This window comes from Shewanella septentrionalis (assembly GCF_025370265.1).
Classification (GTDB): domain Bacteria; phylum Pseudomonadota; class Gammaproteobacteria; order Enterobacterales; family Shewanellaceae; genus Shewanella; species Shewanella hafniensis.
In genome coordinates, this window is sequence record NZ_JAMTCC010000009.1 from 97541 (window position 1) to 123066 (window position 25526).

At 45.8% G+C, this 25526-nt stretch carries 26 protein-coding genes; 11 read left to right on the forward strand and 15 right to left on the reverse strand.

Annotation, left to right across the window (positions count from 1 at the left end):
• Positions 1-15: 15 nt before the first annotated feature.
• The gene (locus tag NE536_RS07025; RefSeq protein ID WP_261272254.1) at positions 16-333 is read right to left on the reverse strand and encodes a cupin domain-containing protein; all 318 of its coding nucleotides are present in this window, start codon (positions 331-333) and stop codon (positions 16-18) included.
• 180 nt (positions 334-513) lie between these two features.
• On the opposite strand from NE536_RS07025, the gene NE536_RS07030 reads away from it, so the two are divergent.
• Positions 514-3003 carry a toxin-antitoxin system YwqK family antitoxin gene (locus NE536_RS07030; protein WP_261272255.1) on the forward strand — a complete coding sequence of 830 codons (2490 nt, stop codon included), beginning with the start codon at positions 514-516 and terminating at the stop codon, positions 3001-3003.
• 3 nt (positions 3004-3006) lie between these two features.
• Here the strand turns inward: NE536_RS07030 and NE536_RS07035 are convergent, their stop codons facing one another.
• The 3 genes from NE536_RS07035 to NE536_RS07045 all read right to left on the reverse strand — a co-directional run bounded on the left by NE536_RS07035 (position 3007) and on the right by NE536_RS07045 (position 6296).
• The gene (locus NE536_RS07035; protein ID WP_261272256.1) at positions 3007-3774 is read right to left on the reverse strand and encodes a CPBP family intramembrane glutamic endopeptidase; all 768 of its coding nucleotides are present in this window, start codon (positions 3772-3774) and stop codon (positions 3007-3009) included.
• A gap of 32 nt (positions 3775-3806) precedes the next feature.
• Positions 3807-4181, reverse strand: a complete 375-nt coding sequence (locus tag NE536_RS07040; RefSeq protein WP_106651556.1) for a PH domain-containing protein — start codon at positions 4179-4181, stop codon at positions 3807-3809.
• A gap of 198 nt (positions 4182-4379) precedes the next feature.
• On the reverse strand, positions 4380-6296 hold the full coding sequence (locus NE536_RS07045) for a peptidase U32 family protein (RefSeq protein WP_259527341.1): 1917 nt from the start codon (positions 6294-6296) through the stop codon (positions 4380-4382).
• Positions 6297-6512: 216 nt separating this feature from the next.
• On the opposite strand from NE536_RS07045, the gene rluA reads away from it, so the two are divergent.
• Entirely contained in the window at positions 6513-7190 is a 678-nt protein-coding gene (gene rluA / locus NE536_RS07050) for a bifunctional tRNA pseudouridine(32) synthase/23S rRNA pseudouridine(746) synthase RluA (RefSeq protein ID WP_220591068.1), read from the forward strand.
• 95 nt (positions 7191-7285) lie between these two features.
• Positions 7286-7747 carry a transcriptional regulator AsnC gene (gene asnC / locus NE536_RS07055; RefSeq protein WP_006080290.1) on the forward strand — a complete coding sequence of 154 codons (462 nt, stop codon included), beginning with the start codon at positions 7286-7288 and terminating at the stop codon, positions 7745-7747.
• Between the two features lie 186 nt (positions 7748-7933).
• Here asnC and NE536_RS07060 read toward each other — a convergent pair whose 3' ends face one another.
• From NE536_RS07060 to NE536_RS07100, 9 genes are all read right to left on the reverse strand, one after another.
• The gene (locus tag NE536_RS07060; RefSeq protein ID WP_261272257.1) at positions 7934-8704 is read right to left on the reverse strand and encodes an ABC transporter permease; all 771 of its coding nucleotides are present in this window, start codon (positions 8702-8704) and stop codon (positions 7934-7936) included.
• Positions 8701-9639: an ABC transporter ATP-binding protein gene (locus tag NE536_RS07065; protein WP_261272258.1), complete on the reverse strand. Its 939-nt coding sequence runs from the start codon at positions 9637-9639 to the stop codon at positions 8701-8703. Before NE536_RS07065 ends, NE536_RS07060 begins: the two co-directional genes overlap by 4 nt.
• A gap of 206 nt (positions 9640-9845) precedes the next feature.
• The gene (hpt, locus tag NE536_RS07070) at positions 9846-10376 is read right to left on the reverse strand and encodes a hypoxanthine phosphoribosyltransferase (protein WP_011845844.1); all 531 of its coding nucleotides are present in this window, start codon (positions 10374-10376) and stop codon (positions 9846-9848) included.
• 7 nt (positions 10377-10383) lie between these two features.
• Complete coding sequence (locus NE536_RS07075; RefSeq protein ID WP_212599735.1) at positions 10384-11043, reverse strand: flavin prenyltransferase UbiX; 660 nt, start codon at positions 11041-11043, stop codon at positions 10384-10386.
• Between the two features lies 1 nt (position 11044).
• Positions 11045-12439, reverse strand: coding sequence for a UDP-N-acetylmuramate:L-alanyl-gamma-D-glutamyl-meso-diaminopimelate ligase (gene mpl, locus NE536_RS07080; RefSeq protein ID WP_261272259.1), 1395 nt, complete (start codon positions 12437-12439; stop codon positions 11045-11047).
• A 198-nt stretch (positions 12440-12637) separates the two neighbouring features.
• Positions 12638-13261 carry a hypothetical protein gene (locus NE536_RS07085; protein WP_006080282.1) on the reverse strand — a complete coding sequence of 208 codons (624 nt, stop codon included), beginning with the start codon at positions 13259-13261 and terminating at the stop codon, positions 12638-12640.
• Positions 13262-13430: 169 nt separating this feature from the next.
• The gene (locus tag NE536_RS07090; RefSeq protein ID WP_261272260.1) at positions 13431-14297 is read right to left on the reverse strand and encodes a sterol desaturase family protein; all 867 of its coding nucleotides are present in this window, start codon (positions 14295-14297) and stop codon (positions 13431-13433) included.
• Between the two features lie 143 nt (positions 14298-14440).
• On the reverse strand, positions 14441-15472 hold the full coding sequence (locus tag NE536_RS07095) for a DUF2804 domain-containing protein (RefSeq protein WP_261272261.1): 1032 nt from the start codon (positions 15470-15472) through the stop codon (positions 14441-14443).
• Between the two features lie 222 nt (positions 15473-15694).
• Complete coding sequence (locus NE536_RS07100; protein WP_107949071.1) at positions 15695-16258, reverse strand: porin family protein; 564 nt, start codon at positions 16256-16258, stop codon at positions 15695-15697.
• Positions 16259-16404: 146 nt separating this feature from the next.
• Here NE536_RS07100 and NE536_RS07105 point away from each other — a divergent pair, with 146 nt between their 5' ends.
• The 4 genes from NE536_RS07105 to NE536_RS07120 all read left to right on the forward strand — a co-directional run bounded on the left by NE536_RS07105 (position 16405) and on the right by NE536_RS07120 (position 19711).
• Positions 16405-16971, forward strand: coding sequence for a YajG family lipoprotein (locus tag NE536_RS07105; protein WP_261272262.1), 567 nt, complete (start codon positions 16405-16407; stop codon positions 16969-16971).
• A 29-nt stretch (positions 16972-17000) separates the two neighbouring features.
• On the forward strand, positions 17001-17585 hold the full coding sequence (locus NE536_RS07110; protein WP_261272263.1) for a peptidylprolyl isomerase: 585 nt from the start codon (positions 17001-17003) through the stop codon (positions 17583-17585).
• Between the two features lie 73 nt (positions 17586-17658).
• A complete protein-coding gene (locus NE536_RS07115) occupies positions 17659-17979 on the forward strand; it encodes a hypothetical protein (protein WP_107949078.1) in 321 nt (106 codons plus the stop codon).
• 316 nt (positions 17980-18295) lie between these two features.
• The gene (locus NE536_RS07120; protein ID WP_261272264.1) at positions 18296-19711 is read left to right on the forward strand and encodes an AmpG family muropeptide MFS transporter; all 1416 of its coding nucleotides are present in this window, start codon (positions 18296-18298) and stop codon (positions 19709-19711) included.
• A gap of 121 nt (positions 19712-19832) precedes the next feature.
• Here the strand turns inward: NE536_RS07120 and NE536_RS07125 are convergent, their stop codons facing one another.
• Complete coding sequence (locus NE536_RS07125; RefSeq protein WP_006080274.1) at positions 19833-20318, reverse strand: YajQ family cyclic di-GMP-binding protein; 486 nt, start codon at positions 20316-20318, stop codon at positions 19833-19835.
• A gap of 155 nt (positions 20319-20473) precedes the next feature.
• On the opposite strand from NE536_RS07125, the gene NE536_RS07130 reads away from it, so the two are divergent.
• The 4 genes from NE536_RS07130 (at position 20474) to NE536_RS07145 (ending at position 23824) form a co-directional block, all read left to right on the forward strand.
• On the forward strand, positions 20474-20836 hold the full coding sequence (locus NE536_RS07130) for a VanZ family protein (protein ID WP_006080272.1): 363 nt from the start codon (positions 20474-20476) through the stop codon (positions 20834-20836).
• 49 nt (positions 20837-20885) lie between these two features.
• Positions 20886-21824 (forward strand): ketopantoate reductase family protein, encoded by a 939-nt coding sequence (locus NE536_RS07135; protein ID WP_261272265.1) that lies wholly within the window; start codon positions 20886-20888, stop codon positions 21822-21824.
• A gap of 351 nt (positions 21825-22175) precedes the next feature.
• Entirely contained in the window at positions 22176-22514 is a 339-nt protein-coding gene (locus NE536_RS07140; RefSeq protein WP_006080270.1) for a P-II family nitrogen regulator, read from the forward strand.
• A complete protein-coding gene (locus NE536_RS07145; protein ID WP_261272266.1) occupies positions 22511-23824 on the forward strand; it encodes an ammonium transporter in 1314 nt (437 codons plus the stop codon). Before NE536_RS07140 ends, NE536_RS07145 begins: the two co-directional genes overlap by 4 nt.
• Before the next feature lie 167 nt (positions 23825-23991).
• On the opposite strand, the gene NE536_RS07150 is transcribed toward NE536_RS07145, so the two are convergent.
• Positions 23992-25509, reverse strand: a complete 1518-nt coding sequence (locus NE536_RS07150) for an EAL domain-containing protein (RefSeq protein WP_261272267.1) — start codon at positions 25507-25509, stop codon at positions 23992-23994.
• Between the last annotated feature and the right edge of the window lie 17 nt (positions 25510-25526).

Here is a 25526-nt window from a genome sequence, read left to right on the forward strand (position 1 = left end):
ACTCGTTAGCCCTCATCAATCGTAAAATACCGCGAGCCATAGGGTTTCTGAACTTTTAGAAGTCGAAGCGACGCGGTGTTTTTGATGGGGCACAATCGTTAAGTAATCACCTGGGGTTAGCGTCACGGGTTCACCTTGTTCAAATTCAAGCGTCGCCTCCCCTTTAAGTAACATCACCCATTCATGCTGAGTTTGATCGTACCATTGACCGTCGGGCGTAGCTTGCCCATTAGAGACAATGCGCTCTATGGTTACAGTGTCATTACCCGCCAGTTTTTCAAACACTTCCGCCGATAAATCAGTGGGTAATTTTGCAAAAAAGTTATCAAGCATTTTGTGTTTATTCCTCTGCTTTTATTCGCTCTCTCTGCTGATTAAACAGTATTTTTAACAATCAAACATTGAGAAACGAAACCATTAACCGCTATGATATGCGCACTGAAATACTCAAGGTCCATGAGTATCCCTCAGATAAGCTTATTGTTTTACATATGGATATGGAGATTTCCCCTGATGTCGTTGTTTCGCGCACTCAAAGCCAAGTTATTCCCCTCAAGCCAAACTAGCCGCGATCCAAAAGACATTCAGCTTCAAACTGAATCACCTGTAGCCTGCCAAGAACAAGCGCTAACTCAGGCGCCGTCAGTCGCTGTATCGCTATTCCAGCGTCACTTCAGCTTAAAAATCTATGCGACAAAGGCAGACGCGACCGCTTGTGAAGAAAATGCCGACTACAACTTAACTCTCTATCACTACGATGCGCCCCAAGCAATAGAACTCTTAGGCTGGGAAAAGGCTAATGAATGCTGCGAATTTCATCATACCGAATTTGACCGACTCGAAATGGGCAATCAACTCCCGTTTCCAGAGCAACATTTTTGGCTCGGCACAGAAAAAGTCTGCAGTATCACAGCTCAAAATAACCACCAGGAAACCACATTATGGCAGGTTGAACTTAACAATCGAGATGCTCTGTTAATAAGCCACTTTACGCTCGATGCAGACTATAAAGTACAAGGCGACATTCAAGATTACGCCAGCTTAACTGGCCAACTACATCGCACTTATCATCAACTCGATTCTGAAGACGGCGCGGGTATGCTCAGAATTGTCACCCAAACGCCCAATCTCACAGAAGCCGTTGACTCAAACTACTTTGGTGAACGTCATGGCGTTTCCCGCCAGTTCGACGCTCTGGGGACCTTGTTATTTGAAGGTAACTTTATTAATGATCAACAACTTGGACAGCAAGCTTGGTATGATCATGAGGGCAACATAACCCAGAGTGAAGAACGCAGTACGAACGGCATATTAGTCAAACGCTATTACAGTAATGGGCAAGTCAGAGAGGATGCTGAACTTGATCGTGATGGCAACTACGTCAATACCTTGAGTCGCTATTATGAGTCAGGCAAACGCTGGCTGACTCGACCTATGCTGGCGAATAAAATCCACGGCATTGAATATATGTACTATGAATGTGGCGCCCTTCAGGCCGAACTGAGTCACGAGCATGGCAACTTAGTTAAAGAGGTATGGTTTCATCCTAATGGCCAGCTCAAACAAAAAATACTCGTCAATGACGCGGGCAAGAGCTTTGAAACCTTTTTTGAAAATGGTCAATTGTCATGGCGTGAGCAATTTAATCCGCAGGGGCTTATCTATGGTATTCGCCAAGAATGGCACCCTAATGGACAGCTCGCATTACAACTTAACTTCGACAACGGTCTCGCACAGGGAAATCGTGAAAAATGGTACGCCAATGGCCAGCTTGAGGCAAAAATCCCATTTGAACAAGGTAAAGAGCAAGGCATGGCCTACTGGTACCATGACAATGGCCAACTGTCTCTCGAAATGTACCTAGAGAAAGGACTCAGGGAAGGCCTGTTTAAAAGCTATTACAAAAGTGGCGTGCTCTCGGCTGAAGGCCAATATAAAAATAACCTCTCGGTAGCCCCCTTTATCGAATATTACGAAAACCAGCAAGTTCAAATGTATTTACCGCACACCCAAGGCAACCGTGATGGCACTGCCCGCTGGTTTTACCAAGATGGCACGATACGCACTATCTCTGAGTATGAAGTGCGCGACGGCCAAGGCTACCTCAGAGAATCCAGTTTTTATAACAAAAAAGGGGTCCTCGAATCCTATCAAAGTCACTCAAATACCCGCTGTGGCTATCATCTTGAGAATAATCAAAGGGAATACTATCAAGAAGGTATTGCCGATACTCGCATCGAATACTATGAAGATGGTGCCATTCGCTGGTTGCTCACACGAACTCAAGGGGATTTATTTAGCTCTAAATCTTTGTCCCCTCAAGGTTTAATTCTAGAAACTGGCACAATTCAAATTATCGATGGCCGTTACCTCGATGTCGGCCATTGGCAACGGTTTACGCCCCAAGGACAAGTGTATCGCGAAGTCTGGCTAGATGAAGAAGGCCAGCTTATAGAAAGCCGTCACTACTTTGATTTTAATCAGTATCTATCGACTCAAGAAGATGACGAAGCAGAATGGGAAGACGCAGAGCCCCGTCATTATGGCTATGATGACTGTGATATCAGTGACTATGATGAAGACGATGATGCAGATTGGGAACATGACGGATTAAATGAACATTCAACTAACCACTTACACACAGCTAACCATAGCAGCAATAGCGCATATTTGTCCCGCCACAAGTATCACAGGCCCAATGGCGATGCCACAGCGAAACAAGCACAAACTCAAGCCACAGCGGATGTCGACGCCAAAGAGCCGATATTGTCTTACCACTTAAAATTTGACGACGAAAGTAAGCTTTATGCAATGAAGCGCTATCATCCCAATAGCCACATTGCCGAAGAAGGTAATTTACAGATCCAAGGAGAAGAACAATTCTGGGTCGGTATCCATAATCAATACGATGAGCAAGGTAAGCTCAAGCTCTCCGAAACCTACACTATGGCAGGAGAGCCGATAGAGCACACCACCAGCACGAATGCGATATTGTTGAACTAGGTGCTATAGCGGAACAAGCAGTGCACAAATAATCATGGTCACATGTGCGAGCATATGCGCTCCCATTGCACACTCTAAACCATACTTCCAATATAGGTAACCAGCAATAAATCCAAAGCCTGCATTACCTAAAATAATGTACAGAACTAAGGGTATAGTGGCTTCAGAAGTTAAAGCAAAAGCGACAGGAAGATGCCCAACACCAAATATAATTCCAGAAAGAATAATAGCTAAAACATAATTATGCACCTTAATGTCAGCCCCCTTTCTTTGGGTAAGGCGATAACTACACCATACAAGAAATGACATCAATCCCCAGCGGATCAGGAGCTCTTCTGTAATGCCGCCGTACAATACTTTTGTATACCAAGGAGGTGCTAATTTTGCTCCTGCTTGAATAAAATCTGCAGGAAGATAACCCGATAGCATCCCCAGAAAAACAAGGATAAAGACCCCTCCGAGAACACCACCCACTAAAGCAGGAATAAGCTGAGGCCTTAATGCTGTGTAAATACTATTTGAATGAACCATAGCCGAAATCACAGGAGCGGTTAATCCCACTTTTTTAGCAAAAATAGAACCCATAAAAACCATCAAAAGTAACATCAGCGACGACTGCGCTACCGAAATAATTTGCAGCAAAAATAAGGGCATGGGTAATTCCCCTTGCTGCATAGCTAAAATTTGTGAAACAAAAGGGATAACCGACATTATCCCTAAAAAACCAACAAAGAATAACGCTAGATTTAACCTCATAACTTTTACTTCCATATATACGATCTCCGATTTACTCTGCTAAAAAACTAAAGTGCAAAAGTGGCGATGGTCTTTTGAATACCGACGACATCCGTGCCACGCTTGAGTTCTTTGACTAAAGGTTCGCTCTGGCCTGAGATCCAGATTTTGAGCTCAGCATCTAAATCAAAATGGCCAGTGGTTTCCACTTCAAAATGGGTAATAGATTTATACGGTATGGAATGGTAGGTGACCTTCTTGCCAGTAAGCCCCTGCTTATCAATTAAGATCAAACGTTTATTGGTGAAAATAAACAAATCGCGGATCACTTTGTAGGCGAGTTTTAATTCTTCTTGAATGCCCATAATAGGCCTTAATTCTTCGGCTAATTCCTGTAAATCAACCTCAGCAGCATTACCGAGTAAACCGTCTAACAGTCCCATTTTAACATCCCTTATTATTGATATTATTTTCAATAAGATATCTGCTGATAACCGAATGTGCAATATTGGGCTTTGATGAAAATATGGGAGTAGCTATGGTGAGGGTAACATAGATATAGGTAGACAAATTAAGCGCGCGGATGCAGGCTGAATGGGTGTGAGGAGCATTACACTCTGCAATGCTCCAAATGACAGATGTTAAAGGTGTTTCTGGCCTCGCACTTGACGGTTTTCACCGACCACCATCATTTCGCATTTAGGACAGTCAAAGACCAGCTTGAGCACATCGTTACCGATTTCAAGCACCATAGGATCGGCCTTGATGCCTGGTACTTCCTTCGGACACAAATTAAAGTTAAAGCGCAGACAATGCTTAGTGATCATCAATGGCACGTCTTCGGTGACGCCATTTTTCTCATAGGTGTCTTGGATCTCAATTACGCCGTGGCGTTGATAAAAATCCTTGGCCTTTTCGTTGGCAACGTTGCCTAAGTAACTCAAATGCTTGACGGGATAGACTGCATCTTGATTATGCTTCCACGGCAGTGGACGCACATAGCCTTGCACACGAGCAGCCTCTAAGGCGGCCACACCATCACGGCGCAGACCATTGAGTACAGATGCAGGCAAGAACCAAGCTTGGGCCGTATCGATACTGATGCTACGGGCAACAAAGTCGGTACTGCCGAGCTTACCCAGCTGAGTGCGAGTATTTTGTAAGGTCTTATCGACATCTGTCGCAGGCGTCTTCTCGACCACTAAATTCACTGTGGCTGTAATGCCATAGATATCGGTCAATGTCAGTGCGAGTCCGTCTTCGGTGTCGCTCAACCGTAAATCGACGCCGATAATCCGCTTAGAAGATTCTTTCGATAACAGGGCTTCGAAGGCTTGGTTATGGTTACGATATAAAGTCATGCCAACCTTTAAATCCTTTGGCACCTGCAATATATGCAGTTTTAACCCTTCAGCGCGGTTAACCCGCAGACCTTGCAGCTTGTCATCGGATTGTTTTGCCATGGCAAAATTCGCGGGGAAAAACGCTAAGCCATCGCCGTTATTAAATTCATGGGTTGAGCTCACTTGGATAAAGTCTTTGCCTATGCTGACCACTTTACCGACTTCTTCACCGATATATTTTGGCGAGCGGAAATCTTTAATGCCTTGGCTACGTTCGTTAACAAAGTAATCTGTGCTGCCACGGTTAAAAGTCTTTTCAGGATCGGGAATAAAAGAATGTTCACAACGGCCGTGGGACGAAGCCTTAAACTCAGGGCGACGCGCCATAATCGCATCCAACTTTTGGCGATAATGCGCGGTGACGTTTTTAACGTAACTTAAATCTTTTAAGCGACCTTCAATCTTAAACGAGCGAATGCCCGCGTCGATGAGCGCTTCGAGGTTTTCGGTTTGGTTATTGTCTTTTAAAGACAATAAGTGTTCATTCTGCGCTAACACATCGCCTTGACGGGTTTTAAGATTGCCCGGCAAGCGGCACATTTGCGAGCATTCGCCGCGGTTAGCACTGCGGTTACTAAAGGAATGACTCAAGTTACACAAACCACTGTAAGCCACACACAGAGCGCCGTGGATAAAGAATTCGAGCTGCATATTCGTATGTGCGGCCACATCACGGATTTGGCTCAAGCCTAATTCACGGGCGAGCACTACCTGAGAAAAACCAACTTGCTCTAAGAACGCCACTTTTTCAGGGCTGCGGTTATCCATTTGGGTACTGGCATGCAGGGCAATCGGCGGCAAATTAAGTTGCAAGACGCCCATATCCTGCACAATCAGCGCATCGGCACCGGCTTCGTACAGTTGCCAAATGAGTTTTTCGGCGTCGGCCAGTTCGTTGTCCATCAAAATGGTATTGAGGGCGACGAATACCTGAGCATGATATTGATGAGCATAAGTACACAGGCGCGCGATATCTTCAACACTGTTACCTGCCGTCGCCCGCGCACCGAATGCGGGCCCCCCAATGTATACCGCATCGGCGCCATGGCGTATGGCTTCGATACCATAGTCAGCATTTTTTGCAGGCGCCAATAACTCAAGGCGGTTATGGACGTGAGAAAGATTCTCGGGAGTGTATATCTCTGGCTGGCTCATGGCTTCAAAGGCTCAACAGGGTCATTAACAAAAAAGAGCGTAATTATAGCAAGAACTCAAATCCAGCTCTATCAGCAAATCATCAACTAATGCGCTTTGCTGCGGCGCTTGAGTTATCTCAGGAAGCTTAGTCTCACAAGCAATCTTTGGGCGTCACACTTGCACCCTCAAGCCTAGCAGAGTATCTTTGCGGCGCATTGACGAATAGGCCCCATTATGACTGATTTTATATACCAACCACCGACAACCCCTTGGCTCGATATTCTTTATCAAGATAAAGACATTATCGTCATTAACAAACCTTCAGGATTGTTGTCTGTGCCAGGTCGCGACCCAGCTCATTACGACAGTGTCTATGCCCGAGTAAAAGCTGAACACCCCCATTGCCAAATTGTCCACCGCCTCGATATGGCTACCTCAGGCGTGATCGTTCTCGCCCTTATTCGCAGCGCCGAACGTGAATTAAAACGTCAGTTCCACGATAGAGAAACCAGCAAAACCTACTTTGCAAGGGTCGCTGGACATGTCAAAAATGACACTGGCAGCGTTGATTATCCGCTGATCTGCGACTGGCCAAATCGCCCCAAACAGAAAGTCGATCATCTTGTGGGCAAACCGTCGTTGACTCACTACCAAGTAATAAGTCGCGCCAAACGCTCAACGCTGGTGAAACTCACGCCAATCACTGGCCGCTCACACCAATTACGGGTACATATGATGGCGCTCGGTCATCCGATCTTAGGCGATGGTTTTTACGCCGACCCATTAGCCAAATCCTTAGCCCCTCGCCTATTACTGCATGCGGCAGAACTCACCATCAAACATCCCTACACGGGTGTCAGTATGACTTTTAGCGCAGAAGTGCCTTTTTGTGAGCCTTTGGGCGAACAATGATCACTAAAATCAACTAAGACGGGCAAAATCGGTAGCAATTCCCCATAAAAAAACGTAACTTTATGACAATTCATTACGTTATAGAGAATTTATTTATGGATACCGCATTTCAGCGCGATCAACTCGATAATCATATCCTCGAAGCCTTAATGCAGGATGCCCGCACGCCCTTTGCTGAGCTAGCTAAACGCTTTAGCGTGAGCGCCGGCACTATCCATGTTCGGGTAGAAAAAATGAAGCAAGCGGGGATAATCACAGGCGCGCAGATCACAGTAAATCCTAAAGCCTTAGGTTATGACGTCTGCTGTTTTATCGGTATCAATCTTAAAAGTGCTGGTGATTATCCTGCCGCCATAGCCAAACTCAATGCACTCGAAGAAGTCGTCGAAGCCTATTACACCACAGGCAACTACAGTATTTTCGTAAAGGTAATGTGCCAATCCATCGATGGTTTACAGCATGTACTCATCAATCGCATTCAATCTATCGATGAAATCCAGTCAACAGAAACCTTAATCAGCCTACAAAATCCAATAGTCAGAGCGGTTAAGCCTTAAATAAAAACATCCTTAAAGCCAACAACAGAAATATATTCCAATGCTGAATTGATTCATTTTCATCGGCAACCACTAAAAATATCCTATTACGACCTCAGCATATGCACTATTAAGTCCTCGGACATAAAAAGGAGCCTTTGGGCTCCATTCTTATCTTATATAGTTGCTCTATAAACACATTGCATACTACGAACGTAACCCAATTCCCCGTGAAACTAGATAATACGCCAAGGTCCATAGGGCGACACAGAAACCGATCATAATGGCGATGGATAGTGGCACGCTGATGTCGGCGAAACCTAAAAAACCATAGCGGAACACGTTGATCATATAGACCACAGGGTTGAGTGCCGACACGCCTTGCCAGAAAGGGGGCAAGAGTGACAGGGAATAAAATACGCCGCCAAGATAGGTTAATGGAGTAAGCACAAAGGTCGGGATAATACTGATATCGTCGAAACTTTTAGCAAAAACAGCGTTAATCAAACAGCCTAAGGAGAATAGCACTGAGGTTAAAAATACCGTCATTACCACTAAACCGGCATGATGTAAGCTAATGTCAACGAAGAACATGGCCACAAGCGTCACTATTAGGCCAACACATAAACCGCGCGCCACGCCGCCACCAACATAACCTGCAATCAACACATAATGGGGCACAGGAGCCACCATCAGCTCTTCTAAATTACGCTGAAACTTAGCACTGTAGAATGAGCTCGCCACGTTCGAGTAAGAGTTAGTGATCACCGACATCATGATCAAACCCGGGGCGATAAACTCCATATAAGATACGCCGCCCATCTCTCCAATTCGGCTGCCGACTAAGTTACCAAAAATCAAAAAATACAAGGTCATGGTAATCGCTGGCGGGACTAAGGTCTGGACCCAAATTCGCGTAAAACGATTGATTTCTTTGCTTAAGATGCTTTTAAAGGCAATAAAGTAGAGCTGGTTCATGCAGAGACTCCCTGAGTTTTCTTCACGAGTTCGACGAAGAGTTCTTCTAAGCGATTAGACTTGTTGCGCATCGATAGCACTTCTATATTGGCCGCACTTAATTGGCTAAAGACATCGTTGAGATTATGCTCTTTCACCACATCCACCTCTAAAGTATGAGGGTCGGTTAAGCGGCAAGTCATGCCATCGAGTACGGGTGCTGTAGCTGTATCCCTACGCAAATCAAGAATAAACGTCTCCATATTCAGCTTACTGAGCAGCGCCTTCATGCTAGTGCATTCCACTAAAATGCCTTTGTCGATAATGCCGATATTACGGCAAAGCATTTCAGCCTCTTCAAGGTAATGGGTGGTCAGGATGATCGTCACGCCTTGCTGATTAATTTGTTTGAGAAACTCCCACATAGAGCGGCGTAGTTCAATATCCACACCTGCGGTAGGTTCATCTAAAATCAATAATTTAGGTTCGTGCATCAGGGCGCGAGCAATCATTAACCGTCGCTTCATGCCACCAGATAATTCCCGCGAAGGGCTATTGCGCTTTTCCCACAAATCCAGTTGGCTTAAATATTTTTTGGCACGCTCAAGGGCAACCGGTTTTGGCACACCATAGTAACCCGCTTGATTCACCACGATTTGCAGCACAGTTTCAAACTGGTTGAAGTTAAACTCTTGCGGCACTAAACCAATGCAGAGCTTGGCGTGTTCTAGCTGTTTATCAATATCATAATCAAAGACTTTGACCGTGCCTGAACTCTTCTGCACTAAGGAGCTGATAATACCAATTGTGGTGGATTTACCCGCACCATTGGGGCCGAGCAAGGCAAAGAAGTCCCCTTGATTGACGGTGAGGCTGATGCCTTTGACCGCTTCGACGCCATCTTTATAGGTTTTTTTGAGCCCTTCGAGTACCAGAGCATGGGTAATATTCGCCATATTTGTACCGATCCTTACACATTAGAAAGTAATAAGATGGTGCTAAAAAACACAATTACAATGATGGGTTGCAGAACTAACGCAAAAAGTTAGCTAATTGATTGAAAAACCAATCTTTAATGATTCAATTATTTATACTATTTTTTATATAGCCGTAAAAAGCAAAACTCCCGCCTGTTGCGGGAGTTCTAAACGGTATCGGACACTTAATCGAGTGGCACGACTTTCGCGATGTAAGGTAGATTGCGATATTGCTCTGCATAATCAATACCATAACCCACGATAAACTCATCAGGGATAGTGAAACCGATAAAATCGACCTTCACATCCACTTCACGACGTTCAGGTTTATCCAGCAAGGTGCACAGGGCCAGACTCTTAGGCTCGCGCAGTAACAGCATCTCGCGCACTTTGCTTAAGGTGTTACCTGAGTCAATCAAGTCTTCCACAATCAATACATCGCGACCGGCGATATCTGATTGCACATCTTTCAGCACTTTCACATCCCGTGAGCTGGTCATAGCATTGCCATAACTGGAAACCGACATAAAATCGATTTCAACATGGCCTTTAATTCGGCGACACAGGTCAGCCATAAAGACCACTGAGCCTTTTAACAAGCCTACCATCAGCAGACGTTCGCTGTGGGCATAATGGGCATTGATTAGCTCGGCCATTTGATCCAATTTCTGGCTTATCTCTTCTGCAGAGATCATCACTTCGGTGGTGTGTTTCATATAAGTCTCAATTGTCGAGGTCGCGGTTAGACTGTTTGTCATAACCCCAGCGACTCGTTAATGCATGGTCAACGCCCAAATGATCGAGAATTCGAGCGACCATGAAGTCTACCAGATCTTCTACCGATTTGGGATTGTGATAAAAACCGGGTGCAGCGGGCATAATGGTCGCGCCGAGGCGAGAAAGGCTTAACATATGCTCTAAGTGTATGGCACTAAAAGGAGTTTCCCTCGGTACTAGGATAAGCTGACCGCGCTCTTTAATCACTACATCGGCGGCGCGTTCGAGTAAATTATTACTCATTCCAGTGGCTACAGCCGCTAACGTCCCCGTCGAGCAAGGGCAAATCACCATTTGTTTAGGTGCAGCGCTACCCGATGCAGGCGGCGAAAACCACTCATCTTTGCCTAATACCACTAACTCGCCAGCAATAATCACGCCTTTTTCGTGCAGCAAAGCCAACAGCTGGGCATGGGCTTTGTCACCGTTGGCGCTTAACTGTAAGCCGTGTTCCGTCGCCAATACCACTCGAGCGGCACTGGAGATCATCAAAAACACTTGATAACCCGATACCAATAGACACTCGAGTAACTTAAGCCCATAGGGTGCACCCGAGGCACCTGTCCAAGCTAAGCTAATCGCCTTAGTCGACTTTGCGTAGGCCATCTTAGCTAACCTGCTCTACAGTTGAAGCCTGTTCTAATGCGGCCAGCAGCTTCTTATGTAACCCACCAAAACCGCCGTTACTCATCACCACTATGGTGTCGCCTGCTTTGGCGGTTGCTGCGACTTTCGCGACCACATCATCAATTTGATGTAACACAGTCACAGGGATCACCGCCGCTTCCATGGCTTCTTTCATATTCCAGTCGATGGTATCGGCTTGATATAAAAAGGCTTCGTCGGCTTGCATCATAGAAAAAGCTAAAGTGTCTTTATGGACACCGCTCTTCATGGTATTTGAGCGCGGCTCAAGTACCACAGTAATTTTGCTCTGCCCAACCTTAGCCCGCATGCCTTTTAACGTGGTCGCAATCGCCGTTGGATGGTGAGCGAAATCATCATATACGCTCACGCCATTAACGGTTCCGAGTAATTCGAGTCGACGTTTAGGTGGCATAAATTTAGCCAAGGCGTCAATCGCGGCATTCGGCTTAACGCCCACATGACGCGCGGCAGCAATCGCCATTATGGCGTTTTCGATATTGTGTTGACCAATCAAATCCCATTCGAGAATACCTTGAGACTCGCCATCAACAAACACTTCAAAGCGATGGCAATCATCACTTAAGGCTTTGCCATACCAACCACTGCTCGATTCGGCTAAATGATAGTTTTCTTGCTCGCTCCAGCACCCCATCTCAATCGTTTGCTTAACAGCATGGGAATCGGCGGGCCAAACGATCTTGCCTTCGCCAGGTACAGTGCGAACTAAATGATTAAACTGTTTTTGAATCGCAGCCAAATCGGCAAAAATATCGGCATGATCGAACTCAAGATTGTTGATCACTAAGGTACGTGGATGATAATGCACGAATTTCGAACGTTTATCGAAGAAGGCACTGTCGTATTCATCGGCCTCAACCACAAAAAAAGCCGTCTTGCCTAAACGCGCCGACACACCAAAGTTTTGCGGTACGCCACCGATTAAAAATCCAGGCTCATAACCGCAATCATCTAAAATCCAAGCTAACATGCTAGAAGTCGAGGTTTTACCGTGAGTGCCAGACACAGCCAGCACCCAACGCTCAGGCAAAATATGATCGGCTAAAAACTGCGGGCCAGAGGTATAAGGGATGCCAATGTTCAACACGGCTTCCACACAAGGATTACCACGGCTCATGGCATTACCAATGACAACTAAGTCAGGATAATGCCCTGCTTCACCCAGCTGGCTGGGATCAAAACCTTGAATAAGCTCAATGCCTTGGTCCTCTAGTTGCGTGCTCATTGGAGGATAGACATTGGCATCCGAGCCCGTCACTCTGTGCCCTTTTGCCCTAGCCAATAACGCTAGACCACCCATGAAGGTTCCACAAATTCCTAAAATATGTACGTGCATACCGCTCGCTCTGATGTTTTGAATTCAATGCCATTCTAATCCATCGGGCGACAGATTGGCAGGTAACAATCGGCGAAAAGCACTGCAATCGCAAATGACAGTTTTTAAATCCGTGGATTTCACATTCGAGTTGCAGAACTGAGATTTTTAGATAACAGGAAAACTAACACAAGGCCGAAAACTGTTGCAATGCAGGTACTAACGTAAGTCACGGTAGAGCTGAGCGTGCTGGCTACGATGACGACTAAATAAGAATTGACGTAACGCTTCGCGCTCTTCGGTTTCAGCCTGAAACTTAACAAAGGCCAGACCTTTCTCGCTACGAATAGGCTCGATATCGACGCGCATAGTCTCGCCATTAGGCAGTTGTAATTGCAGATCTTTACTGCCTAACAATTGTTTAAATTGCTGCTGCGATTTAGCGCGAATAGCCATGCCAGAACTGGATAACGAGGCAACTGACCATTGCTCACCTTGATCGTGGTCGAATATCCACACATCATCGGCTTGGGTTAACCGCCAACTGCGCTCCACTCCCGAAGCATCGAGCACTTCAGGCACGCCTAAAGTGGGTTGAAACTGTCCAAAGTCATCCACTTTCATCAGTAGCGGAAACCAGAGTTTATAGGGCCCGACTTCGGCTAATAGAGTGAGTTTTGCCTTACCGAGAATCGAAGCGATAACTTGCGGCACTTCAGTTGTGACTGTGAGCACGTGATTGACCAGGGGATCGTTAGTCAAGGCAGTGCCCACACGAGTCGGCGAAAAAAGTTCGCTAAAACAAGCAAGCTCCTCCGCGGATAATCGAGGTTCATCCATCATGATAAGTCCTCCCAAGTTAAATTCCTTATCCCAAAAAGTACCACCAAAGTATGGGATTGTACATTTTTACACCAAAACAGTGGCAAAAAACGGAATATAGGCTAGCAAGGCTAAATTCAAGACTCTATTAGCCATTTGCGCTATTTAACTTGGAAAATGCAGTGGATTGTTATTCCTCGCTTTTTAAACTGCTGGAAGGCGGAGCAAACAAGATACGTAGTCGTTGTTTAACACTCAAGCCTGTCGCGGTGACCTCAGCAAACATGTCTCGCCATTCGCTAAACGTCACTTTAAGGGGATTAAAACTATTCACAGGCTTAGTGATACCGTAAACCACAGTCTCTACCTCGGGCTCAAAAGTACCAAACAGCTTGTCCCAGATAATCAGCACACCCGCATAGTTTTTATCTATATATTGGGGATTACGACCGTGGTGCACCCTGTGATGTGACGGTGTATTGAAGACCCATTCCAGCGGTCCGAGTGATTTAATCGCTTGGGTATGCACAAAAAATTGCAATCCCAGATTGAGTAATACCACAAATACCACCCAGTTTGGGTCGAAACCTATGACCACCAGCGGCAACCAAAACACCCACATGCCCGCAAACGGATACATTAAACTCTGGCGAAACGCCGTGCTAAAATTCATATTCTCAGAGCTATGGTGCACCACGTGAGCCGCCCACATCCAGCGCACTCTATGGCTCGCCCTGTGGAACCAGTAATAACAAAAGTCCTGCGCGATCATCAAGGCAATAAAGCTTAATGGGCCCATTTCAATATCGAATAACTTCCAACCAAACATCGCCAGATACAGCTTAGCGATCAACAAGCCAGTGAGCAGATCGGCGCCTTGATGCATGGCCGCGAGGCTGAAATTACACAGCACTTCTTGGCCGCGATAGCGTGCCGTTAACGGTAGCTTTTGTCTTTTATCGCCAAAATACCATTCCAGTAAAATACACACGAAAAACAACGGCGCGAGCACGAGCAGTAACACTTCGGGGTGCTGGATCAGCGAGGCGATATCCATATAAGGTCGTCCTGTTCTCTTGTTGTTTTATGATTATTTTTAGTGTTTTTTATATCGATTCTGAGCGAATGTTATAATCCGCATTAAACGCCACAACACAGACAACAGTGGTCGATTAGTCGCGTTTGACGACCTGCATTCGGTTACCAGCGGGCATAGTGATCTTCGGCAAGTCCCAGCACATTATTCAACTGGTAACTGCGCCCTTGATTATCAGTAATCGTGCCGCTGAAATGACCGATGAATTGGCGAAAATTGCTCTTAAGCAAGAGCAAATTACGCTTTTCACGGCGACAATTACGCGCCGCAAACTGTAAATCCACTTGGCCATTTTGGCTGTAGACTCGCCAAACCTCGGCGCCGAGCGTGGCGTGTCGATCAAATTCAAATTGCACTGGCCCGAGTAAATGACGCTCGCCATTAATCCAGAAGACATTTTCAGTAGCGCCGGTTTCATTGACGCCAGCAGCTAAATTAAGCCCCATAATGCCCTCATGGATCCGCGCGTTGATCGACGCCCAGCGCCAACTCGTATCGCGGCGCATGTAACCCGCCGAAAAATCATAACCAGCTAAAGCGTGATTCAGCGGCTGCGGCTCATGAGCTACAGTCAAACTACCTTTAACCGTCAAACCATTATGCTTTTGTGTGTAAGTCCAGCCGTTGTATCCAGTAGGACTACACATGGCCATAGGCAAACTTAAGGGTGCTGAGTGCAAAGTCACATCGGCTTGAATATTTTTAGTATCAATGATTAACCGCCAACCGCCCTCTACAATCTCAAAGCTTAACTGCGCCCCTTTACGGCCAATACTACTTCGCCCCTCGGCGGGCGATGGCGTCATCTGATAGCCAAATCTTAAAGGTTTTAGCCAATCAAGCTGAGTGAGAGTGTTGGTTTTTATGTCGTATAAATAACAAAACGCACTGCCGACGTATGCAATATCGGCGAGTGCGATACCAAGGACATAACGCGGCGTGACCAAAGAGACAAACTGAAACTGTTTATAATCGAAATGCTTGGCCCACGCAGAAGCGGGTTTATCCATAGTATCGAAATAAGTAAAGTCCGCTAAACCTAAGGTTTTGACTATGCCATCGAAATGGCCGAAATGGGGTAACCCCTTCGGATTGATCAGGCTATCTGGGGCGATTTGCGTTGCTATCGTTAACATGACTAAGCCTTACAGAAATAACGCGGGAGCATCGGTGCTCTCTCATTCTAAACATCGAACTTTTACTCTAACCCGTCCCCCTTTGCATTAAAAGAGTGCAAGGCTAAAATGTTGTCACTTTGTTGCGGGCGAGTATTCTGTTTACAGCTCTAATATCCAAGGTTCTAAAACGAAAAAAGCGCCAAGGGCGCTTAATTGAGGCTAATTGATAATATTTGCGAGTTAGAATCGATAACTCACGCCAAAGTTGACCCCTTGCAGCTCTAACTCTTTCATTGGCACATATTGGTACTCAAGATTGAGTCCAAAGCCAGAGCGAAAACGATATTGCCAACCTACAGCGCCGTAAAATCCTACATCATCCGAATCCATCTCTTGCTTATCCATCTCATAACTCACTTTGGTATAAGCGGCGCCGAGCTTGGCGTACAGACTATTACCACGAGACAACGCATATTCGCCATAAGCAGTGGTTCTGATACCTTGGTAATGTAAATCTTTGATTTCACTGATACCACTAATAAGTGCACTCGCCACTCCACCCGTCCCCGTTAAATACCCCGCTTCAAAACCAAAATGCTCATTAAGCATAAAGCGATAATACAAGTCACTGGTGAAGGTATCACCTGCATCATATTTACCGCTGTTGGTTTCAAATTCTTGAGTACCGTAGCCTAAACTGCCGCCGAGTATATGGGCGGAATCCCCCGCGAATGCATTGGTGCTAATGATGCTTGACGCCATTGTCAGACCCACAACAATCGAAATTAACGACAGTTTTGACATGTTTTGCTCCAGATGAAATGAACTAACCCATAGTGAACACTGGATGTTATCACTGTAAGCTGTACTCCAACTGAATCGAGGTGTTCTGTGGCATCAAAAGTGATTTCTGGTATGCTGTAGCCACTTTTACTTGTACGAGAGATCCCATGAAACGGCTATTACTGACTTTGACTTTTCCCCTGCTGTTTGCGGGCTGTGCCAGCCAAAACCCGACTCATATGGCTTTCAGTCCCCAAGTGCCCAATATCAGTCAACAAACGGCGCAACGTGTTCCTATCTCTCTTGAAACCGTCGATACACGCACCGTCGATTTCGTGGCGCGTTTTATTGAAGAAGGGACAAAAACACGTTTGGTCGGCCCAAGTGAACCGCCTAAGTTGCTGCTCGATGAAGTGTTCCGCGCAGGCTTTAACCAAGCCGGTTATCAAATCGATCCTAGTGCAACCAATTCAGTGCAAATTCAATTAGAAGAATTGCAAATGGATGTCACTAAAAAGACTTTTGGCTATGAGGCAAAACACAGTGTATTAATCGCAGTGCAAGCCAAAAACTCAACCCAAGAACTGGTTAAACGTTATAAGGCAAAAGGCACCTTGAAAGGCCCTTTAACACCCGATTTTGCGACCTTGGAGCTGGATATGAATAAATTACTCGGCCAACTCACAGGCGAAATTCTCAATGATCCTGAGCTTAATCAGTTTCTACAACAATAACAGCGTCAGTTTATTATAAGGAAATCAATATGCTCCGTTGGATATCAGCCCTCTTATTTCTCTTTATGAGTCACAATAGCTTCGCACTCGACATTCAGGCCGATACCTTGTATCCCAGAGTCGAGTTTGACACTAGCTTAGGCAAAATAGTGATCGAACTAGATAGAACACGCGCACCTATCACTGTCGATAACTTTTTAACTTATGTCGTCAAAGGCGAATACGACAACACGATATTTCACCGTGTGATCAGTGACTTTGTGGTGCAAGGCGGTGGACTCACCCCTAAGTATGAAGAGCTGCCAGACGGCAAACCGATAGTCAACGAATCGGGGAATGGGCTCACCAACAGCATAGGCACTATCGCCATGGCGCGGGAAAATGAACCGCACTCAGCCACACGCCAGTTCTACTTCAACGTGGCCGACAATACTAAACTCGACCCATCCAAACGCCGTTGGGGTTATGCGGTATTTGGTGAAGTGATTGAAGGTAAAACTGTCCTCGAAGCTATGGCTGTCGTTGAGACAGGGACGAACGCTAAGCTCAATTGGCCCGATGTTCCTGTGACACCTATCATATTGAAAACCGCTAAATTATTACCAAAACAGTAATCCAAAAATATTTTCGAGCAAAAGCGCTAATTTTGCATCTATACTGTGATAGCAAACAGAAAGGAGGCAAACGATGACAGCAACTGAGTTCATCGATAATAAAGCGCCCCAACTCGCCTTTTATGGAAAAGCGTTTTTGAGTGAAGAACTCGACTTCCATGAAGTGCAACTTTACTTATGGGACACGTTAGAAGAATGGCAGCAATTGAATTCGACTGGCGAAGCGCAAACGGAAACTGAAAAAGTGTTTTGGCACTTGCTTCACAGCTTTAACAGGTGGCCTGACTGTGTGATCCGCGGTAATCAATATCTGCGTAAGCAAGTAAATGATTGCTGTGACTTTCTGAGTTTAGGCGGCCGAGTGCCACAGGGATGCGTTGGGATAAGACCTTAAGTTCTGCATGCCTATCAATAGAAAATGGCCCTGTTATCAGGGCCTTTTTATATCGCGTAATTGATTCCTCCCCCTTCATTTTTGTCATCTTTTCTATTCATACAGGCAATCAATCCCGATGATTAATCCTGACGCTTAACGCTGACGATATAAACCCGCGGCTCACGCTTAGCAACAGAAGATTAACGCTTAAGCCATATTCAATCACCAAAATGCGCCAAAACGAGAGCTCAATATAAAAGGAATGCCATTAGCCCTTGAACCCTATGGCACCTTACCCGTAAGCTAGGCGGATTAAATACCTAGACTCATACCTATGTCCGCAACAGGTTTTATTCAACGTACACTCGATGCGCTCAGTGTCTATTATCACAAGCGGGTTTTAATCCTGTTATTACTGGGTTTTTCCGCAGGTCTACCATTGATGCTGGTATTTTCAACGCTATCCTTTTGGTTGCGTGAAGCCGGTGTTGATCGCACTTCAATCGGTTATTTCAGCTGGATAGCCTTGGCCTATGCGTTTAAATGGGCTTGGTCTCCCTTAGTCGATCGGCTCTCACTACCACTGTTAACCCGCTTTCTAGGCCGACGCCGCAGCTGGATGCTGTTCGCTCAGCTGTTATTGGTGGGGGCTATATTAGGTATGTCGTTCAGCGATCCGCTCAAGGATCTCGAACGCTTGGCACTGTTCGCGTTAATGGTCGCCTTTGCTTCCGCCACCCAAGATATTGTGATTGATGCCTTTCGGATTGAATCCGCCCCAGAAAAGATGCAAGCCGCATTAGCCGCCGCCTATCAAGTGGGTTATCGCAGCGCTATGATTATCGCCACCGCAGGTGCACTCACCATAGCGGCTTGGGTCGAACCCGGTAACACAGCATACAACTTAGTCGCCTGGCAAACCTCTTACCTGATTATGGCGGGATTAATGTCCGTGGGGATTTTGACCACACTTTTTAGCCGTGAGCCCGAAGTCGATACCCGCGCCGCCGATGCCACCGAATTAGCCTTAAAGCAACGCTTAAGCGCCACTTATCCAAGAATTATCGCCGCTGGCATGTCTTGGGTATACACGGCCAGTATTTTGCCTTTTATCGACTTTTTCAAACGCTATGGCCGCAGCGCTATCCTCATCCTATTGCTGATTTCTTGCTACCGGATCTCAGATATTGTGATGGGCATTATGGCGAACGTCTTTTATGTGGATATGGGCTTCACTAAAGAAGAAATTGCCTATTTGAGTAAGATCTATGGCCTGATCATGACCTTAGTCGGCGCAGCATTCGGCGGTGTTTTGTTAGCGCGTTATGGCACGATGAAGATCCTTTTCCTTGGCGCTTTGTTGGTTGCCGTAACCAATCTGTTATTCGCGTGGCAGGCGGTGATTGGCTACAACGTGCCCTTTTTAACCTTTGCCATTTCCGTAGACAACTTTAGCGCAGGAATCGCCACGGCGGCTTTTATCGCCTATCTATCGAGTCTCACCAGCAGCGGCTACAGTGCAACGCAATATGCCTTACTGTCTTCGATTATGCTGCTGTTCCCTAAATTTATCGCGGGCTTCTCGGGGGCTTATGTCGACGCATTTGGCTATGTGAACTTCTTTATCGCCGCCAGTGTTATTGGTTTTCCTGTGTTGTTTTTGGTTATCTTAGTCAACAAGTATGCACCGCACCCCAGCACATCATTAATGGATGATTCGTCAAAAAGTGCACCAGCAAAATCGGATTAAGGTCTCATAGCACTTATGTCATCAATATAAAAAAGCCCTCACACCTTAGTGTGAGGGCTTTTACATTTAAAGACGAAATGGCTAACGCGATACTGCATCACGTTAAACCAATTCTGCTCGATTAATCTTTAAAGTTATCAAATTGGAAAGGCTGGCCTAACTCAGACTCACGTGCCAACGCCATGACAGCTTGTAAATCGTCACGTTTTTTACCTGTAACTCGTACTTTCTCGCCCTGAATAGACGCTTGCACTTTAAGTTTGCTGTCTTTAATTAGCTTGACCAGTTTTTTAGCGATTAAGGTTTCTATACCTTCTTTAAACTTCACTTTTAGGGAGAAGGTTTTACCGCTGTGGATGGCTTTCTCATCGACTTCCATCGAAGACGGATCCACATTACGTTTGCTCAGTTGCATACGTAAAATGTCCACTAATTGTTGGCATTGGAAGTCATCTTCAGCGGTTAACGTGACCACATGATCCTTATATTCCACGTCAGCCGTTTTACCGCGAAAATCGAAACGTGTCGCCAGCTCACGCTTAGTATTATCAACCGCATTACGCAGTTCAACTTCATTCACTTCTGACACAATATCCATTGAAGGCATAGTTTTTATGTCCCATATCAAATTAATATGCAGCTAGTTTACCCACACACAGGCCTAAGTTGAAGGTTAAGCCTAGAATAAAAGCGTAATCATGGATGACTTTAGTGGTGGATTTTCCTATCATTGCCTCACTCTAAGCTAATGCAAACATATTTGTGATAACTAAAAATACCCTATTTAAGCTGGCTTTAGCCGTAGCCTTTGTCGTGATCAGTTATCTGGTATTTTCCAGACCAACCTATTCGCAAAGTATTCCGAATATCGATAAGGTAGGCCATCTTGGGAGCTTTTTTTGCCTCTCCTATCTCTCCTACCTCGCTTTCAAACCTAAGTGGTATTGGCTATCGCTCACATTGGCAAGCTATGCCATTTTAATTGAGCTAGTGCAATCGCGTTTACCCTATCGAAGCGCCTCTGTGGCGGATGTTATCGCCGACTTTGCCGGCATAGCGCTGTTCTACTTTTGTAATTGGGCCTATGGCAAATACTTTCGTGCGGCTCAGTTGCGGGAAGATTAGTTCGAACGCAATACATGGGCGCTGATACAGAAATCTTAAGGCTGCGAATATGACTCATGCTGTGGATATTGCCATTTTAGGTGCAGGTGCCGTTGGACAACTGATCTGTCGCCAATTAACAGTTGCGGGCATGAATGTCGGTTTTATCGGCCGTAGTGCCCTCGAAGCTAGCCAGCAGGTACTGAGTTTCACCCCATTAGCGTCTGCCGATGACAAGCAACAGCAGATACACGCTATCCCGTATTCGGCGCCTATCTTAACTGCCGATGCGCTCGACAATATCCGTCTTGTGATTGTCTGCGTTAAAGCCTATCAAGTGCTTGATGCGCTTTCTCCCTTACTCAAGCAACTGCCTAATCAATGTCATATTTTGTTATTACACAATGGCATGGGACCTCATTTAGCACTGGCACCGCTCATTGATGCACAAGCTAATGGCAGAGGGCTAAGCTTAGGGACAACGTCCCAAGGGGTGTTACGCCAAGCCCCTTGGCAGATTAAGCAAACCGGACAAGGGCTGACTCAGCTGGGGCATTTCACAGGCGCAGAGCTGACAGAGCATTATCGCAACGCTTTGCTGGCGGCTATTCCGAACAGTGAATGGGTCGATGCGATTGTGCCTTGCCTGTGGCAAAAACTCGCAGTCAATGCCGCCATCAATCCGCTTACGGCGCTATATCAATGCCCCAATGGCAAACTAGCTGAGCCAGATTTTAGTGAAATGATAAATAGTATTCTCGATGAGTTGGTCATGGTTGCCGCACATGATGGCGTGTCGCTTGATAAATCATTTTTGCACGACAGGGTCTACCAAGTGATCCGTCTCACTGCGGGGAACTTCTCGTCGATGCACCAAGATATTGCGCATCAAAGGCGAACCGAGATCGACCAAATTAACGGCTATATCTGTGGGCGCGCACAAGCGCACGGTTTAAGTGCGCCAGTCAATGCCGAGCTCTGGGCGCGAGTCAAACAGCTAGCAGTTTAACCGAGTACAACTAGCCTAGCACAACCAAAGTTAATTCGCTGTTTAATAAAGATAATCTGTAAATCACGATTTGATTTCCCGCACTCATGCAGCGTATTAAAACGCTGACTCCCCTCGCTTTATATCCACTCGACACTATCTGCACTGATACTTGCCAGCAGAACTCATCTTGCACCAATAAAACGCACCAAATCAGGGCGATTTGATTCTGTTTTGCACCGTTTTGCATCAATTCTTGATGCTATTTCGGTGCGACTGAATGTTAACGCAATGATAATAAATGCTTTGTTTATATGGCCTGATTCCTGCTTTATTCCAATAAATTGAGTCTGAAGTTTGTTGGAGAGAAAATTGAAACTGGTCACCGCAATCATTAAACCGTTCAAATTAGACGATGTACGTGAAGCCTTAACTCAGCTCAACGTCCATGGCATGACAGTCACTGAAGTGCGCGGCTTTGGCCGCCAAAAGGGCCATACAGAATTGTATCGTGGCGCCGAATACGCAGTGGACTTTTTGCCTAAGATGAAGCTCGAAGTCGCCATTCACTCCGATCAAGAAGAAGCCGTTATCGAAGCCATTATTGCCGCGGCCCATACAGGCAAAGTGGGCGATGGCAAAATCTTTGTGACCGAACTCCAACAAGTCGTGCGCATTCGCACTTCGGAAGAAGGAGTGGATGCCCTATGATGCTAGCGAATTTCAGACTCAGTTTTAAATATCTATTGATATTATTCAGTATGTTGGCGACCAATGCTGTCGCCGATGAGGGTCAGTTCAGCGCCGCGAATACTGCGTGGATCTTAAGCTCATCCGCGCTGGTATTATTGATGACCTTACCCGGATTAGCCTTATTTTACGGCGGTTTAGTACGCAGTAAAAACGTACTTTCGATATTGATGCAGTGCTTCTCTATCGCCGCCCTTGTCTCAGTTTTATGGTTTGCCATAGGTTATTCGCTCGCCTTCGATGCGGGCAATAGTTTTATCGGTGGCTTAGATAAAGCATTACTGTCAGGCATTGGCCGCGATAGTCTCAGTGGGGATATTCCTGAGCCCCTGTTTATGCTATTTCAAATGACCTTTGCCATCATAACGCCAGCTTTAATCATCGGTGGCTTTGCCGAGCGAATGAAATTTTCAGCCGTGCTCATCTTTTCAGGGGCTTGGTTATTATTGGTTTATGCGCCGATCACCCACTGGGTGTGGGGCGGAGGCTGGTTAGCACAGCTAGGACTGTACGATTTCGCTGGCGGAACCGTAGTACATATTACCGCCGGGGTTGCAGCGCTCGTGGCGGCTAAAGTGCTAGGTCCGCGCAAAGGATTTTTAAACTCGGCGATTATGCCACACAACCTGACCATGACGGTTACTGGTGCGGGCATGCTGTGGGTCGGTTGGTTCGGTTTTAATGGTGGTAGCGCGCTTGGCGCCAATGGCACAGCTGCCATGGCGATTCTAGCCACTCATCTCGCCGCTTCTATGGGCGCGATGACATGGGCGGCAATTGAGTGGATTAAGTTTGGTAAACCCAGCGCCCTTGGCATAGTCACAGGCATGGTAGCGGGCTTAGGCACTATCACTCCCGCCTCTGGTTATGTTGGCCCAGCAGGCGGCTTAGTCATAGGTTTACTCGGTGGAATCGTGTGTTTTTACTCAACGGTTTATATCAAACAGAAACTTAAAATCGATGACTCCTTAGACGTTTTCCCCGTACACGGGGTTGGCGGTATTCTCGGAACTCTTTTGGCCGGCGTGTTTAGCTCAACCCAATTAGGCGTCTTTAGCGGCTACGGTTTTGCAGCCGTGAACGAAACCATGATAGACCAACTTGGGGTACAGATTATCGGGGTCGCGGCAACATTCACTTATACAGCTGTGGTCACTTGGTTACTGTTCGTGATCATCCGTAAGCTACTTGGCGGCCTTCGTGTCAGCACAGAACAAGAAGTTAACGGCTTAGATTTATCGGAACACGAAGAAACGGGCTACAGCCTTTGATTGAGCCTCTAGCCAGAGCAGTTAACCAGAAACTTTAAAAAGAGGCTTTAATGCTAAGCTTTCAACCAGAGGCTTAAACCAAAACCTTTAACACGCACTTTTGGCTATAACGCTTGAACAGCAATAAGGGCACCTAGGTGCCCTTATTGCTGACTGATTTTATGATGCTAATGTTTAAAATGCTCGACTAACCATAGCTTTAAATCCGCCAGCTTCATCGGCTTAGCAAAGAGATACCCTTGGAGAAAATGCACTTGGCGACTGGTTAAATAATCCGCCTGCTCCTGCGTCTCAACCCCCTCTGCCACCACGACATAATTCATCTTGTGGGAAAGCTCGATAATAGTATCGAGCACATGGGAAGTGACAGAATCTTGTCCTATGGTATCGATAAAACATTTATCAATTTTCAGATAGTCTAACGGCATCGTTTGCAGCAGGGATAAAGTGGTTTGCCCAGTCCCAAAGCCATCAATTGCCACTAGAATCCCTAACTGTCGCAAGCTTTCAATACACTGGAAAATATCCGGCGTTAATAATTGCCGTTCGGTGATTTCAATCAACGGCTTAACGCCAATACGCTCCAGAGAATCCCGCAGATGAATAAATTTCGACTCAATATCATCCTGCGTAAAGTGTTCTGGCGCCACGTTAAACGCAATTCTAAAGCCCGGTTCGACCTTCATATCAGCAAAATCTTTTAATGCCCGCTCAAAAATATAGTTGGTCAATGGGACAATTAACTTGCCCTCTTCGGCAATGGGAATAAACAAATCAGGCCGCACTAAGCCCATTTGTGGGTGCTGCCAACGCACTAATGCCTCAACGCCTTTTGACTTGCCGTCCTCGGCACAAATCACTGGCTGATAAACTAAGAAAAACTCTTCGTTCTCTATCCCGCTACGAATATCATCAGCAAGGGAGTGACGATACTTTTTGCGCAAAAATAAAAGACCAGAAAGCAAGACTATAATGAAGCAAATAGGTAAGGACACACCGAAGTAAATCCAGAAAAAATGCCTAAAAAACTCCCGCGATAGTTCTAACAAAATAACAAACTCTTTATCGTCGGCAAGTACACTGATAATTTCACCATCACCAAAATTCGGCACACTTGGTAATGTTGCCCCATGTAAACCGAGCACAACATTGCTGACTAACCGAGGAAATACCTCTGGTTGAATAAAAGCATCGACGAAATATTCCCCTTCGATCACGACAATCGATCCACGATGTGTTTCAACATTTTTAGAGATAGAAATAATGGCGGGCACACCAGAACGAGCTGGAGTTTCAGGCACAATATAATGTGCAGAGTCAGCTAGTTTATTTTCAGGCAAAAGAGAATTGAGGGGTAAATCAATGTCCCCTGCGGTAGAAGAGCAGTACATTGCTTTTTCATTGAATAAAATGACTCCCCGATAATAAGGCTTAAATCTCATGTATTCACTGAGTTTGCCGCAATCGCCTTCCTTAAGTGTAATGGCAAATTGGTTAATACTTTCTGATTGTGCTAATAATTCCTCAAGCCGTTCTAAGTTAAAGTTACCCACTTCCCGTGCTTTGCCATGCACGATATAGCTAGTGATGACATAACTTATACTCATAGAAAAAAAAATAGGTAGTAATAACAATAATCCCCATTGCTTAGATGTGAGACTAAATGTGGAGATAAATCGCCGCATAGTTTTCTGCATAAAGT